General features: G+C 71.3%; 11 protein-coding genes and 1 pseudogene. All 12 read left to right on the top strand.

Annotated features, from left to right (window positions below):
• Positions 1-198: pseudogene (locus V8688_RS26900) on the top strand (hypothetical protein); the annotation flags it as partial.
• Complete coding sequence (locus V8688_RS26895) at positions 195-2,078, top strand: penicillin-binding protein 2 (protein WP_255586621.1); 1,884 nt, start codon at positions 195-197, stop codon at positions 2,076-2,078. The pseudogene V8688_RS26900 and the gene V8688_RS26895, both read left to right, overlap by 4 nt.
• A gap of 104 nt (positions 2,079-2,182) precedes the next feature.
• Positions 2,183-3,604, top strand: a complete 1,422-nt coding sequence (locus V8688_RS26890) for a UDP-N-acetylmuramoyl-L-alanyl-D-glutamate--2,6-diaminopimelate ligase (protein ID WP_342801963.1) — start codon at positions 2,183-2,185, stop codon at positions 3,602-3,604.
• On the top strand, positions 3,505-3,960 hold the full coding sequence (locus V8688_RS26885; RefSeq protein WP_342801962.1) for a cyanophycin synthetase: 456 nt from the start codon (positions 3,505-3,507) through the stop codon (positions 3,958-3,960). The genes V8688_RS26890 and V8688_RS26885 overlap by 100 nt, the downstream gene beginning before the upstream one ends.
• A complete protein-coding gene (gene murF / locus V8688_RS26880) occupies positions 3,957-5,456 on the top strand; it encodes a UDP-N-acetylmuramoyl-tripeptide--D-alanyl-D-alanine ligase (RefSeq protein WP_342801961.1) in 1,500 nt (499 codons plus the stop codon). Before V8688_RS26885 ends, murF begins: the two co-directional genes overlap by 4 nt.
• Positions 5,453-6,529 carry a phospho-N-acetylmuramoyl-pentapeptide-transferase gene (gene mraY, locus V8688_RS26875; protein WP_218716002.1) on the top strand — a complete coding sequence of 359 codons (1,077 nt, stop codon included), beginning with the start codon at positions 5,453-5,455 and terminating at the stop codon, positions 6,527-6,529. Before murF ends, mraY begins: the two co-directional genes overlap by 4 nt.
• Positions 6,530-6,579: 50 nt before the next feature.
• Positions 6,580-8,016, top strand: a complete 1,437-nt coding sequence (murD, locus tag V8688_RS26870; protein ID WP_218716008.1) for a UDP-N-acetylmuramoyl-L-alanine--D-glutamate ligase — start codon at positions 6,580-6,582, stop codon at positions 8,014-8,016.
• A gap of 122 nt (positions 8,017-8,138) precedes the next feature.
• Positions 8,139-9,518 (top strand): putative lipid II flippase FtsW, encoded by a 1,380-nt coding sequence (gene ftsW / locus V8688_RS26865; RefSeq protein WP_342801964.1) that lies wholly within the window; start codon positions 8,139-8,141, stop codon positions 9,516-9,518.
• Positions 9,519-9,576: 58 nt separating this feature from the next.
• Positions 9,577-10,692, top strand: coding sequence for an undecaprenyldiphospho-muramoylpentapeptide beta-N-acetylglucosaminyltransferase (gene murG, locus V8688_RS26860; RefSeq protein WP_342801960.1), 1,116 nt, complete (start codon positions 9,577-9,579; stop codon positions 10,690-10,692).
• Between the two features lie 119 nt (positions 10,693-10,811).
• Positions 10,812-12,254 carry a UDP-N-acetylmuramate--L-alanine ligase gene (murC, locus tag V8688_RS26855; RefSeq protein WP_218716005.1) on the top strand — a complete coding sequence of 481 codons (1,443 nt, stop codon included), beginning with the start codon at positions 10,812-10,814 and terminating at the stop codon, positions 12,252-12,254.
• Positions 12,255-12,262: 8 nt separating this feature from the next.
• Positions 12,263-12,940: an FtsQ-type POTRA domain-containing protein gene (locus V8688_RS26850; RefSeq protein ID WP_342801959.1), complete on the top strand. Its 678-nt coding sequence runs from the start codon at positions 12,263-12,265 to the stop codon at positions 12,938-12,940.
• 160 nt (positions 12,941-13,100) lie between these two features.
• On the top strand, positions 13,101-14,354 hold the full coding sequence (gene ftsZ, locus V8688_RS26845; protein WP_218716000.1) for a cell division protein FtsZ: 1,254 nt from the start codon (positions 13,101-13,103) through the stop codon (positions 14,352-14,354).
• Positions 14,355-14,385: the final 31 nt, after the last annotated feature.

The following is a 14,385-nucleotide window of genomic DNA, read 5'->3' as shown; positions in this document are numbered from 1 at the left end:
GACCGGGTCGACGTCGCCGCGCCCGTCGAGCAGGGCGCCCCCGTCGTCGAGCAGAGCATCCCCGGAGAGCAGGGCGAGCCGCCCGCACCGGCCGACACGCCGCCACCCGCCCCGGGTGTCGCGGCGGGCCTACCAGGCCGGGTCGCGGGGCCGCCGAGCGAGTCACCGCGGATCGTCGCTCCGGAGGGCGGTCGATGAGGCAGAGCGGGCCCGCGTCGCAACAGCGACGCGGGCCGGTCTCGTCGAGGGCCCGCCGTTCGGGGTCGCTCTCGCCGGACCGGCCGATCCGGTTGCGCCTCGGCGTCGGCCGGGTCACCCTGCTGGCGACGCTGGCGGTGGTGGCGCTGCAGTTGCTCTACATCCAGAGCCTGGCCGCGCCCGCGCTCTCGGCGCAGGCCGCCTCCCAGCGCACCACCAAGGAGACCGAGGCCGCCGTGCGCGGCCCGATCACCGACCGGCACGGCAACCAGCTCGCCTTCACCATCACCGCGAAAGCGCTGACCTTCCAGCCGGTCCGGGTGCGCCAGCAGCTGGCCGACGCCAAGAAGGCCAAGCCGAGCGCGCCCGATCCCGAACAGCGTCTGAAGGACATCGCCGAGTTCGTCCACGACAAGCTCGGTGCCGCGGCACCCAAGGAAGAAGAGCTGCTGGACAAGCTGCGCAGCGACAAGACCTTCACCTATCTGGCCCGCAATGTCGATCCGCGGGTGGCCTCGGAGATCCAGGCCAAGTTCCCCGAGGTCGGCGCCGAACGCCAGGACTTGCGCGAATACCCCGGTGGCGCACTGGCGGCCAATGTGGTCGGCGCGACCGGTTGGGACGGGCACGGTCAGATCGGCCTGGAGTCCGCGCTGGACTCGGTGCTCGCGGGCACCGACGGCTCGCGCACCTACGACCGCGGCTCCGACGGCGCGGTGATCCCCGGCAGCTACCGCGATCAGCAGCCCGCAGTGAACGGCTACGGCGTGGAACTGACCCTCGACGAGGACATGCAGTACTACGTCCAGCAGCAGGTGCAGCAGGCCAAGCAGCTCTCCGGCGCGTCCTCGGCCTCGGCGGTGGTGCTCGACGCCAAGACCGGCCAGGTGCTGGCGATGGCCAACGACAACACCTTCAATCCCGCACTGGGACCCCAGCATTGGGCCTCGGCCGATATGAGCAATCCCTCGGTCGCCGAACCGTTCGAGCCCGGCTCGGTGAACAAGATCGTCACCGCGGCCGCCGCGATCGAGTACGGGCTCACCACGCCCGACGAGGTGCTGCAGGTGCCCGGCTCGATCCGGATGTCGGGGGTCACCGTCAACGACGCGTGGCAGCACGGCACCGCGCCGTACACGACCACCGGCGTCTTCGGAAAGTCCTCCAACGTGGGCACTCTCATGCTCGCGCAGCGGGTGGGCGAGGACCGCTTCGCCGACATGGTCGACCGCTTCGGCCTCGGCAAGCGCACCGGGATCGGCCTGCCCGGCGAGAGCCCGGGCCAGGTGCCCGCGCGCGACCAGTGGTCCGGCGGCACCTTCGCGAACCTGCCCATCGGTCAGGGTCTTTCGATGACGACGCTGCAGATGACCGGCATGTACCAGGCCATCGCCAACGACGGCCTGCGCATCCCACCGCGCATCGTCAAGGCCAGGATCGCCCCCGACGGCACCCGCACCGAGGAACTGCAGCCCGACGGCGTGCGCGTGGTGAGCCCGCAGACCGCGAGCACCCTGCGCACCGTCTTCCAGGCGACCGTGCAGAAGGACCCGATGGGTTACCAGATGGGCACCGGCTCCCCGGCCGCCATCGAGGGCTACCAGGTGGCGGGCAAGACCGGCACCGCGCAGAAGGTCGACCCGGCCTGCCGGTGCTATTCGTCGTCGTCGTTCTACATCACCTTCGCCGGGATGGCGCCCGCCGACAACCCCCGCTACGTGATCGGCATGATGCTCGACGCGCCGATCCGCAGCTCCGACGGCAGCGGTGGCGGGTCGGCCGCGCCGCTGTTCCACAGCATCGCCTCCTGGGCGTTGCAGCGCGACCGCGTGCCGCCGTCACCGGAGCCCAAACGGCTGGTGCTGGAGGCCGGGCTCTAACTCCTCCGCCTAGGCACAACCCGCGTTGTCCATCCGACACCGCGCGTCGGTAACCTGACTGCTCGTCTCGCCCACGCGCTCGATCACTCTCAGAGAGGAGCCTTGTGCCCGCGCAGTCCAGCCCGCACGCGCTCCGGCCCACCACGCCGCCGTCGACGTCGCTGCGGGCCCTGCTGGACCTCACCGGCGCCACGGTGGCGACCCCGGTGACCACCGAAGTAACCGTCACCGGCATAGAGCAGCGGTCCAACGCCGTGCGCCCCGGTGACCTGTTCGCCGCGCTGCCCGGCGCGAACGCGCACGGCGCGCGCTTCGCCGCCGACGCCATCGATCGCGGCGCGGTGGCCGTGTACACCGACGCCGCAGGCGCCGCCCTGATCGGCGAGGTCGCCGTCCCGGTCCTGGTGCGCGAGCGGCCGCGCGCCGCGCTCGGCGAGCTTTCGGCCGAGATCTACGGCCACCCGAGCGACCGGTTGCGCATCATCGGCATCACCGGGACCTCCGGCAAGACCACCACGTCGTACCTGGTGGAGGCCGGGCTCGCCGCGGCGGGCCTGTCCACCGGGCTGATCGGCACCATCGAGACCCGCATCGGCGGCAGGCGGGTGCCCAGCGCGCTCACCACGCCCGAGGCGCCCCAGCTGCACGCGATGTTCGCGGCGATGGTCGAGCAGGGCGTGCAGGCGGTCGTGATGGAGGTCTCCAGCCACGCGCTGGCGCTGGGCCGGGTCGACGGCGTGCGCTTCGCCGTCGGCGCCTTCACCAACCTGTCCCAGGACCACCTCGACTTCCACGCCGACTTCGAGGACTACTTCGCCGCCAAACGCAAGCTCTTCGACGCGGATTCGCCGGTCGCCGCGCGCACCGCGGTGATCTGCGTCGACGACGAGTGGGGCACCCGCCTCGCGGGCGACCTCACCGCGCCGGTCACGGTGTCGACCACCGGCGCGATATCGGAGGGCGCCACCTGGCACGTGACCGGTGACGTCCGCGCCACCGGCGGCGAGCAGGAGTTCACCGCGGCCGGGCCGGACGGCGAGCTGTCCGTGCGGCTGCGGCTGCCCGGCCGCTACAACGTCGCCAACGCACTACTGGCCGTCGCGACCTGTGCCGCCGCCGGGGTCGATCCGGCCGTCGCCGCGCCCGCGCTGGCCACGGTCGACGTCCCCGGCCGCATGCAGCGGGTCGAGCGTGGCCAGGACTTCCTCGCCGTCGTCGACTACGCGCACAAGCCCGCCGCGGTCGAATCGGTGGTGGCCACCCTGCGCGGCCACCTCACCGAGGCCGGGCAGGGCAGGCTGGCCGTCGTCGTCGGCGCCGGCGGCGACCGTGACGCGGCCAAGCGCCCGTTGATGGGCGCGGCCGCCGCACGCGGCGCCGACCTGNCGTCGACTACGCGCACAAGCCCGCCGCGGTCGAATCGGTGGTGGCCACCCTGCGCGGCCACCTCACCGAGGCCGGGCAGGGCAGGCTGGCCGTCGTCGTCGGCGCCGGCGGCGACCGTGACGCGGCCAAGCGCCCGTTGATGGGCGCGGCCGCCGCACGCGGCGCCGACCTGCTGATCGTCACCGACGACAATCCCCGCACCGAGGACCCGGCGGCCATCAGGGCCGCCGTGGTGGCCGGTGCGCACGAACTCCCGGCCACCGACCGCGGCGAGATCCGCGAGATCGGTGACCGCGCGGCGGCCATCGCCGCCGCCATCGCCTGGGCGCGTTCCGGCGACGTGGTGCTCATCGCGGGCAAGGGCCACGAGGCGGGGCAGGAGATCCAGGGCGTCAAGCATCCCTTCGACGACCGCGAGGTGGTCGCGGCGGCGCTGGAAACCCTGCAGACACGACACAGTCCGCAGACGGACTCGGAGGACTTGACGGTTTCATGATCGAGATGACACTGCGGGAGATCGCGGACGTCGTCGGCGGCGAGCTGCACGACGTACCCGACCCTCAGGCACTGGTGACCGGTTCGGTCGAATTCGATTCGCGCCGAATCGGTTCCGGCGATCTGTTCCTCGCGCTGCCGGGCGCCAACTCCGACGGACACGACTACGCCGCCGCCGCGGTGGCCGCGGGCGCGGTGGCCGTGCTGGCGGCCCGGCCGGTCGGGGTGCCCGCGATCGTCGTCGCGCCGGACCTCGGCTCGGTCCCGGCGTCCTCGGTGGCGCTGAGCCACGACGGCGACGGCTCCGGCGCCGCCGTGCTGGCCGCGTTGGCCGCGCTGGCGCGGGCCAGCACCGAGCGGCTGGCCGAGCGCACCGGGCTGACCGTCGTCGGCGTCACCGGGTCCTCCGGCAAGACCTCGACCAAGGACCTGCTGGCCGCCGTGCTGGCACCACTGGGTCCGGTCGTCGCCCCGCCCGGGTCGTTCAACAACGAACTCGGGCACCCCTGGACCGCGCTGCGCGCCGGCCTGGACACCAAGTTCCTCGCGCTCGAGCTGTCAGCCCGCGGACCCGGCCACATCGCCGCGCTGGCGCGTATCGCGCCGCCGCGCATCGGCGTGGTGCTCAATGTCGGCACCGCCCACCTGGGCGAGTTCGGCAGCCGGGAGGCCATCGCCCAGACCAAGGGCGAGCTGGTCGAGGCGCTGCCCGCCGACGGGCTGGCCGTGCTCAACGCCGACGATCCGAACGTCGCCGCCATGGCGTCGCGGACCCGGGCCCGGGTCGTGCGGGTCGGCCTGGCCGGTGACGCCGACATCCGCGCCACCGACGTGGTCACCGACGAGCAGGCCCGTGCCCGGTTCACCCTGCACGCGGGCGGGGAGTCCGTCCCGGTGCGGCTGGCCGTGCACGGCGAGCACCAGGTCGGCAACGCGCTGGCCGCGGCCGCCGTCGCGCTGGAATGCGGCGCCGACCTGGCCACCGTCGCCCAGGCGCTGTCCGGCGCCACCGCGGCCTCGGCGCGCCGGATGGACGTGCGCACCACCGCCGAGGGCGTCACCGTCATCAACGATTCCTACAACGCCAACCCCGACTCGGTGAAGGCCGCGCTCAAGGCGCTGGTCACCCTGGCCAAGGCGGGCGACGAGCCGCGCCGCAGCTGGGCTGTGCTCGGCGAGATGGGCGAGCTCGGCGACACCTCGGTGATCGAACACGACGCGATCGGCCGCCTCGCGGTGCGCCTCGACGTCGACCGGTTGATCGTGGTCGGCACCGGACGGCCATCCCGGGGAATGCACCAGGGCGCGGTGATGGAAGGCTCATGGGGCGAGGAGTCGATCCTCGTGCCCGATATCGACGCGGCGATCGCGCTGCTCGACGACGAGATCGCCGCGGGCGATGTGGTACTGGTCAAGGCGTCGAAGGCGGTCGGTCTGTGGGCCGTCGCCGAGCACCTGACCAGGGCAGGGGAAGGTAGCACGGAGGCGGCTCGATGAGGCAGATTCTATTCGCGGCGGGGATCGCACTGGCGGTGTCGATCCTGTTGACGCCGTTGCTGATCCGGGTCTTCGCCAGGCAGGGCTTCGGCCAGGAGATCCGGGTCGACGGCCCGGCCAGTCACCAGGCCAAGCGCGGTACCCCGACCATGGGCGGTGTCGCCATCCTGATCGGCATGTGGGCGGGGTACCTCGGCTCGCACCTGATCGGCATCGGCTACGACGCGGAGGGCCCGACGGCCTCGGGTCTGCTCGTGCTCGGGCTGACCACCGCGCTCGGCGTCGTCGGCTTCCTCGACGACTTCATCAAGCTGCGCAAGCAGCGCAACCTCGGTCTGTCGGCCGCGGGCAAGTACATCGGCCAGATCGGCGCCGCGGTCCTGTTCGCGGTGCTGGTGCTGCAGTTCCGCGGCCAGAACGGCCTCACCCCGGGCAGCAAGCACATCTCCTATGTGCGCGACATCTCCACGGTGTCGATGGGCGCGATCGTGTTCGTCGTCTTCGTCTGCCTGCTGGTGGTGGCCTGGTCCAACGCGGTCAACCTGACCGACGGCCTGGACGGTCTGGCGGCGGGCTCGATGAGCCTGGTGCTCGGCGCGTACGTGATCATCACCTTCTGGCAGTACCGCAACGCGTGCTCGACCAGCCCCGAGGCCGGCTGCTACGACGTGCGCGACCCGCTGGACCTGGCGCTGGTGTGTGCCGCCGCGGCCGCCGCGTGCATCGGCTTCCTGTGGTGGAACGCCGCGCCCGCCAAGATCTTCATGGGCGACACCGGCTCGCTGGCGCTGGGCGGCATGCTGGCCGGGTTGTCGGTCACCACCCGCACCGAGCTGCTGATGGTCGTCATCGGCGCGCTGTTCGTCGCCGAGGCGGCGTCGGTGGTGCTGCAGGTGGCGGTCTACCGCACCACCCGCAACCGGTTGTTCAAGATGGCGCCGTTCCATCACCACTTCGAATTGAGCAAGTGGGCCGAAACCACGGTGATCATCAGGTTCTGGATCCTGGCCGGCATCGCCGCCGCCGTGGGTCTCGGACTGTTCTACAGCGAATATCTCTCGCAGGTCGGGTGAGGACGAACATGGTCGAACACTCTCCCCGTGCCCTCCGCTCCCCGGGCCCCATGCTCGAATTCCTGCGTGGCCGTGACGTGCTCGTCGCGGGCTGGGGCGTTTCCGGGCGCTCACTGATCGAACCGCTGCGCGATATCGGCGCGCATCCGGTGGTCACCGACAGCGGCGCCAAGGCGCTGGCCGAGGCCGCCGAGCTGGGTCTCGAGGTCGCCACCAGCGTCGAGCTGGAGACCGCCGATCTGAGCAGGTTCGCGCTGGTCATCACCAGCCCGGGCTGGCGACCGGATTCACCGGTGCTGGTCTCCGCCGTCACCGAGGGCATCCCGGTCTGGGGTGACGTCGAGTTCGCCTGGTGGGTCGACCAGGCCCGGATCTACGGCCCGGTCCGCAAGTGGCTGGTCATCACCGGCACCAACGGCAAGACCACCACCACCAATATGACGCACTCGATCCTGCGTGCCGCCGGCATCTCCAGCGTGGCCTGCGGCAACATCGGTCTGCCGATCCTGGACGCGCTGCGCCGCAATCCCGGCCCGCAGGTCCTCGCGGTCGAGCTGTCCTCGTTCCAGCTGCACTGGGCGCCGTCGGTGCGCCCGGAGGCCGGTGTCGTGCTCAATGTCGCCGAGGATCACCTCGATTGGCACGGCGGCCTCGACGCCTACGCCGCCGCCAAGGCGCGCGCGCTGACCGGCCGGGTCGGCGTCGTCGGCCTCGACGATCCGGTGGCGGGCTCGCTGGCGCGCAAGGCCAAGGCCCGTCGCACCGTCGGCTTCCGCATCGGCGTGCCCGCCGACGGCGAGCTCGGCGTGGTCGACGGCAAGCTGCTGGACCGCGCGTTCACCAAGGCCGCGATCCTGGCCGAGACCTCCGACATCAGCCCGCAGGGCCCGGCAGGCATCGCCGATGCCCTCGCCGCCTCCGCGCTGACCAGGGCGATCGACGTGGCCCCGCAGTTCGTCAAGGAAGGCCTCGCCGAGCACAAGGTGGGCCCGCACCGCACCGCGTTCGTCCGCGAACTCGGCGGGGTCGACTTCATCGACGACTCCAAGGCCACCAACCCGCACGCCGCGCGCGCGGCGATCATGGCGCACCCGCACGTGGTCTGGGTGGCGGGCGGTCTGCTCAAGGGCGCCAGTGTCGACGACCTCATCGAGGAAGTGGGCGACCGGCTGGTCGGCGCGGTCCTGTTCGGGGCCGACGCGCCGGTGATCGCCGCCGCATTGGCGCGACACGCACCCGAGGTCCCGGTCATCGAGCTGGACGCGCGAGACGATGCAGGCATGGAGTCGTCGAGATCCCAGCGTGCCGAAGCGGTCATGGGCCGCGCGGTGCGCGCCGCGGCGGGTCTGGCCCGTGCCGGAGACACCGTGTTGCTCGCGCCCGCGGCCGCCTCCCTGGACATGTACGACGACTACACCCACCGCGGACGCTGCTTCGTGGACGCGGTGACGGCACTGGAAGACGGTGACATCGGGCGGGCACTATGACACAGACGCGCCCGGCTGAACCGTCAGCGCCCGGAGGAGGCAGCTTGCGTAACCGCGTAGGACGCCGGGGCGGACGGAACGCGGCACAGCCGGGTTGGGCGGGGGAGCGCTTCGGCGCGTGGTTGGCCCGCCCGCTCGCGTCCTTCCATCTGATCGTCACCATCGCGACTCTGCTGACCGTGCTCGGCCTGGTCATGGTGCTCTCGGCGTCGAGCGTCGAGGCCTACGCCGGCGGCGGATCGGCGTACGCGCTGTTCATCCAGCAGGCGATGTTCGCCGGCCTCGGCGCCATCGCCTTCTATATCGCGCTACGGCTGCCGTTGCGGCTGCTGCGGCAGTGGTCGTTCCCGATCTTCAGCATCTCGGTGCTCGCGCTGGTGCTGGTGCTGATCCCCGGCATCGGCGCCATCCACGGCGGCGCGCGGCGCTGGTTCGACATCGGCCCGCTGTCGATCCAGCCGTCCGAGGTCGTCAAGGTGACGCTGGTGGTGTGGGGCGCGCATCTGCTGGCCCCACGTCGTGGCGCCCAGCTCAAGGACATCCTGGTGCCGCTGGTGCCCGCCGGTCTGCTGGTGTGTCTGCTGGTGGTGCTGGAACCGAACCTGTCGACCACGATCGCGCTCGGCATCGTGTTGATGGCGCTGCTGTGGTTCGGCGGGCTGCCGGTGCGGCTGTTCGTCGGGATCATGGTCACCGGTGTGGTCGCGGCGTCGGTGCTGGCGCTGTCGGCCGGCTATCGCTCCGACCGGGTGCGCGCGTTCTTCAACCCCGGTGACGACCCGCAGGGCGTCAACTACCAGGCGCGCCAGGCCAAGTACTCCCTCGCCGACGGCGGCATCTGGGGCCGCGGCCTCGGCCAGAGCCGCGCGAAGTGGAGCTACCTGCCGAACTCGCACAACGACTTCATCTTCGCCATCATCGGCGAGGAACTCGGCTTCCTGGGCTGCATGCTGGTGCTGGCGCTGTTCGCGCTGTTCGTCTACGCCGGTATCCGGATCGCGCTGCGGTCGGTCGACCCGTTCCTGCGGCTGCTCACCGCCACCGCCACCACCTGGATCACCGCGCAGGCGCTGATCAACATCGGCTACGTCGTCGGCCTGCTGCCGGTGACCGGTCTGCAGCTGCCGCTGGTGTCGGCCGGTGGTTCCTCGCTGGCCATCACGCTGTTCATGTTCGGCATCATCGCCAGTGCCGCCCGGCACGAACCGGAGGCGGTCTCGGCGTTGCAGGCCGGACAGGACGGCCGCGTGAGCCGGATGCTGCGCCTGCCGGTGCCCGAGGTGTACACACCGTTCAAGGCCGACGCCCCGCGCCGGTCCGCCTCGAAAGCCAGGGCCGAGCGGCCTCGTCCGGCCGCGCGCCGCGAGAGCCCGGCCCCCCGTCGCCGACGCGCCCCCCAGAGCCGCGGCACCAGTTCGCTACGGTCGACCCGAGCATGGGAACCGACCTATCCGATGCCGCACCGCCCGGTGAAGAGGCGGGCCGGAGGTGGCGATGCGTGACCACGCAGGCCCTCGTGAACCGGGCAAGTCGAACACAGAGAGAACGAGGTAGATCCACGTGAGTCACCCGCGTCCCGGGTTGTCGGTGATCGTCGCAGGCGGAGGCACCGCAGGCCATATCGAACCCGCGCTCGCCGTCGCCGACGCCCTGCGCGCGCTCGACGCTTCGATCCGGGTGACCGCGCTGGGCACCGAACGCGGACTGGAGACCGAGCTCGTTCCCGAACGCGGGTACCCGCTCGAGCTGATCCCGCCGGTCCCGTTGCCACGCAAGCCCTCCGCCGACCTGCTGCGTCTGCCCGGGCGGGTGCGCGCCTCGGTGAAGGCGACCAGGGCCGTCATCGATGCGGTGCAGGCCGACGTGATCATCGGCTTCGGCGGCTATGTCGCGCTGCCCGCCTACCTCGCCGCGCGCGGTGGCCTTTTCGGCCGCAAGCGGGCCGTGCCGGTGGTGGTGCACGAGGCCAACGCCAAAGCGGGCATCGCCAACAAGGTCGGCGCCAAGCTCGCCGCGAAGGTGCTGGCCGCCGTGCCCGATTCGGGCCTGGCCAACGCCCAGGTCGTCGGCATCCCGGTGCGCGCCTCCATCACCGGCCTCGACCGCGCGGCCCTGCGCGCCGAGGCCCGCGCCCACTTCGGCCTGCCGGCCGAGGGGCCGGTGCTGCTGGTGTTCGGCGGGTCGCAGGGCGCGCGCAGCCTCAACGAGGCCGTCTCCGGCGCCGCGCCGCAGCTGGCGGCCGCGGGCATCTCGGTGCTGCACGCGCACGGCCCGAAGAACAGTGTCGAGGTGAGCACCGCCGACGCGGCCGCGCCGTATGTCGCCGTGTCGTACCTGTCCCGGATGGACCTGGCCTACGCCGCCGCCGACGCGGTGGTGTGCCGCTCCGGCGCGATGACCGTGGCCGAGGTGTCGGCGGTCGGACTGCCCGCCTTCTACGTTCCGCTGCCGCACGGCAACGGCGAGCAGGAGTTCAACGCCAGGCCCGTGGTCGCGCAGGGAGGTGGCAGAATTGTCGCCGATGCCGACCTGACCCCGAAATACGTGATCGATGAGGTGATTCCGCTGCTGCTCGACCCCGCTCGACTCGCCGAGATGAGCCGCGCCGCCGCCGGCGCCGGCCATCGCGACGCTGCCGACACGGTGGCCAGGATCGTCACCGAGGTCGCCCGATGAGCGGTCAGCGGCCGGAGGCGGCAGCGGAGCACGCGGGCCGCCCGATCATCGGCGGTGCACGCAGCTCGAGCGGCGAGGATCTCGCGACGGCGCTGCCGCCCGAACTCGAACGGGTGCACATGGTCGGCATCGGCGGCGCGGGCATGTCCGGCATCGCCCGGATCCTGCTGGCCCGTGGTGGCGCGGTCTCCGGTTCGGATGCCCGTGAGAGCCGCGGTGTGCTGTCGCTGCGGGCACGCGGCGCGCAGGTCCGTATCGGCCACGACGCCGACGCGCTCGACCTGCTGCCCGGCGGCCCGACGGTGGTCGTCACCACCTATGCCGCGATCCCGAAGACCAATCCCGAACTGGTCGAGGCGAATCGGCGCCAGATCCCGGTGCTGCTGCGCCCGACCGTGCTCGCCGCGCTGATGCGCGGGCACAAGACGCTGCTGGTCTCGGGCACGCACGGCAAGACCTCGACCACTTCGATGCTGATCGTGTCGCTACAGCACTGCGGCGCCGACCCGTCGTTCGCGGTCGGCGGCGAGCTCAACGAGGCGGGCACCAACGCCCATCACGGCAGCGGGGACATCTTCGTCGCCGAGGCCGACGAGTCCGACGGCTCACTGCTGCAGTACGACCCGGACGTCGCCGTGGTCACCAACATCGAATCCGATCACCTCGACTTCTTCGGCACCGACGAGGCCTACATCCAGGTCTTCGACGACTTCGCCGACCGGCTCGCCCCCGGCGGTCTGCTGGTGGTGTGCCTGGACGACCCCGGCTCGCTGGCGCTGGCGCATCGGGTCGCCCCGCGCCTGGCCGAGCGCGGCGTGGCGGTCCTGGGCTACGGCTCCGGCGACCTGTCGGCGTCCCCGGTGCCGGTCGGCGCGCGCCTGATCGATTGGCAGCCGCGCGATGTCGGCGGCATCGTCGAATTCGAGCTGGCGGGGGAGAGCACACCGCGCACGGTGCGGCTGTCGGTGCCGGGCAGGCACATGGCGCTCAACGCGCTCGCCGCGCTGCTCGCCGCCCGGGCCACCGGCGCCGATATCGACGAGATCGTGCAGGGGCTGGAGGGGTTCGGCGGCGTACACCGCCGGTTCCAGTTCACCGGCCGGGAGAACGGCGTTCGCGTCTTCGACGACTACGCCCACCATCCCACCGAGGTGCGCGCCGTGCTCGAGGCCGCGGCCCAGCTGGTCGCCCAGGAGGCGCGCGACGGCGCGCGGACCCGGCGCGGCCGGGTGATCGTGGTGTTCCAGCCGCATCTGTACAGCCGCACCGCCACCTTCGCCACCGAGTTCGGCACCGCGCTGAGCCTGGCCGACGAGGTCGTCGTGCTCGATGTCTACGGCGCGCGCGAGGAGCCGCTGCCCGGTGTCAACGGCGCGCTGGTGGCGCAGGCGGTGACGAGCCCCGTGCACTACCAGCCGGATATGTCGAAGGTGGGCAAGCAGGTCGCCGGGCTCGCGCAGCCCGGTGACGTGGTGATCACCATGGGCGCCGGCGATGTCACCATGCTCGGCAGCCAGATCCTCGACGGTTTGCGCGCCCGGCCGCAACAGGGCGGCCGGTGAGATTGCCGATGCCCGCCGCGCGCGGGTGGCGCGGCTACCGGCTCTGGACGGCGGTCGGCGTCCTCGTGGTCACGGTCCTCGTCGTTCTCGCGTGGTTCACCCCGGTGTTGTCGGTGCGGACCGTGCGCGTCGACGGCTTGGCCGCGGTCTCCGAGGATGAGGTCCGCACGCGGCTCGAAATCCCGGACGGCCGTTCGATGTTGCGCATCGATACCACCGCGATCGCCCAGCGTGTGGCCGCGATTCCGAAGGTGCGTTCGGTGCGGGTGCAGCGCAAATTCCCCTCCACCGTGCTGGTGAGCGTGGTGGAACGAACACCGGTGCTGTACCTCGAATCACCGGACGGCGCGCACCTGATCGACGCCGAGAGCGTCGAATTCGCGATCGAGCCCGCGCCGCCGATCGGGGTGCCGAAGCTGCTCACCGAGGGATCCTTCACCGGGCCCGCGGCGGCCAGGGCGGCGGTGGACGTGCTGGTCACGCTGCCACCCGCCCTGTCGGTGCAGGTGGGTGAGGTTGTCGCACGGTCGAATTCGGACGTCTCATTGAACCTACGTGACGGTAGGAAGGTAGTGTGGGGCGGCACGGGCGACGGCGAGCGCAAAGCTGCCGTCGTGTTGCCGCTGCTGACCCGTGAGGGGACCGTGTTCGACGTGTCGAGTCCGAATCTGGTCACGGTAAAGTGAGCGACACTCTTTGTGGCACAAGATTCTGGCTCTCGTCTCGGCGCGCCTGCGCCGGGATCGCAGTGGCTGCGAATAGCGTTCCGCAGCAGTCGGATACTTGACATAACGCCAACCCTATGGTTGAGGTTGAGGGTTTAAGATCGAAGGAAGGCGAGAGCCCATGACGCCCCCGCACAACTACCTTGCAGTGATCAAGGTCGTCGGTATCGGCGGCGGCGGCGTGAACGCCGTCAACCGAATGATCGAACAGGGACTCAAGGGAGTCGAGTTCATCGCGGTCAATACCGACGCCCAAGCCCTGCTGATGAGCGATGCCGACGTCAAACTCGATGTCGGCCGCGAGCTGACTCGCGGCCTCGGTGCCGGTGCCGATCCGGAAGTCGGCCGCAAGGCCGCCGAAGACCACAAGGACGAGATCGAAGAGGTGCTCAAGGGCGCCGACATGGTCTTCGTCACCGCGGGCGAGGGCGGTGGCACCGGTACCGGTGGCGCGCCCGTCGTCGCCAGCATCGCCCGCAAGCTGGGCGCGCTGACCATAGGTGTCGTGACCCGGCCGTTCTCTTTCGAGGGCAAGCGGCGTGGGAACCAGGCCGAGGTGGGGATCAACCTGCTTCGCGAGTCGTGCGACACCCTCATCGTTATTCCGAACGACCGGCTGCTGCAGCTGGGCGACGCGGCGGTGAGCCTGATGGACGCGTTCCGCTCCGCCGACGAGGTGCTCCTCAACGGTGTCCAGGGCATCACCGACCTGATCACCACCCCGGGTCTGATCAACGTCGACTTCGCCGACGTCAAGTCCGTCATGTCCGGCGCCGGTTCGGCGCTGATGGGCATCGGCTCGGCGCGCGGTGAGGGCCGGTCGGTGAAGGCCGCGGAGACGGCGATCAACTCGCCGCTGCTCGAGGCGTCGATGGACGGCGCGCACGGCGTGCTGCTCTCGATCGCCGGCGGCTCCGATCTCGGTCTGTTCGAGATCAACGAGGCGGCCTCGCTGGTGCAGGAGGCGGCCCACATCGAGGCCAACATCATCTTCGGTACGGTTATCGACGATTCGCTGGGCGACGAGGTGCGCGTCACCGTCATCGCGGCCGGTTTCGACGGTGGCGGCCCCTCCCGGCGGGCGGTGCCCGAATCGCACAGCACCCGGGTCGGGTCCAACCCGATCGGCGCCGGGCGCGCGGGCGAGGTCGGCCAGGCGCGCAGCGAGGCTCCGGTCCGCGCGACCGAACCCGCCACCAGCGGGGTGTCGAGCGGGCGGACCAGCGCCCCGAGCTACCGCGACACCGAGCGGTATCGGGAGTCGGAGCGTCAGCGGGTCACCGAGCAGGCCATGAACCGCGTCAACAACCCCGACCAGGGCGACGACGGCGACGATGACGACGACATCGAAGTGCCGATCTTCATGCGCCGATAGCCAGGACAAACGAGAAGCGCCCGGACTCCGC

The organism is Nocardia sp. No.11 (genome assembly GCF_038752175.1).
Lineage (GTDB): Bacteria > Actinomycetota > Actinomycetes > Mycobacteriales > Mycobacteriaceae > Nocardia > Nocardia canadensis.
Note: the sequence above shows the minus strand (reverse complement) of the source record. Positions and strands in the feature narration are given on the sequence as shown.

Bases quoted from the DNA above. Each gene is read 5' to 3' on its own strand.
- V8688_RS26895 (WP_255586621.1), top strand. From the start codon at position 195: ATGAGGCAGAGCGGGCCCGCGTCGCAACAGCGACGCGGGCCGGTCTCG.
- murF (WP_342801961.1), top strand. From the start codon at position 3,957: ATGATCGAGATGACACTGCGGGAGATCGCGGACGTCGTCGGCGGCGAG.
- mraY (WP_218716002.1), top strand. From the start codon at position 5,453: ATGAGGCAGATTCTATTCGCGGCGGGGATCGCACTGGCGGTGTCGATC.
- murD (WP_218716008.1), top strand. From the start codon at position 6,580: ATGCTCGAATTCCTGCGTGGCCGTGACGTGCTCGTCGCGGGCTGGGGC.
- murC (WP_218716005.1), top strand. From the start codon at position 10,812: ATGGTCGGCATCGGCGGCGCGGGCATGTCCGGCATCGCCCGGATCCTG.
- V8688_RS26850 (WP_342801959.1), top strand. From the start codon at position 12,263: ATGCCCGCCGCGCGCGGGTGGCGCGGCTACCGGCTCTGGACGGCGGTC.
- ftsZ (WP_218716000.1), top strand. From the start codon at position 13,101: ATGACGCCCCCGCACAACTACCTTGCAGTGATCAAGGTCGTCGGTATC.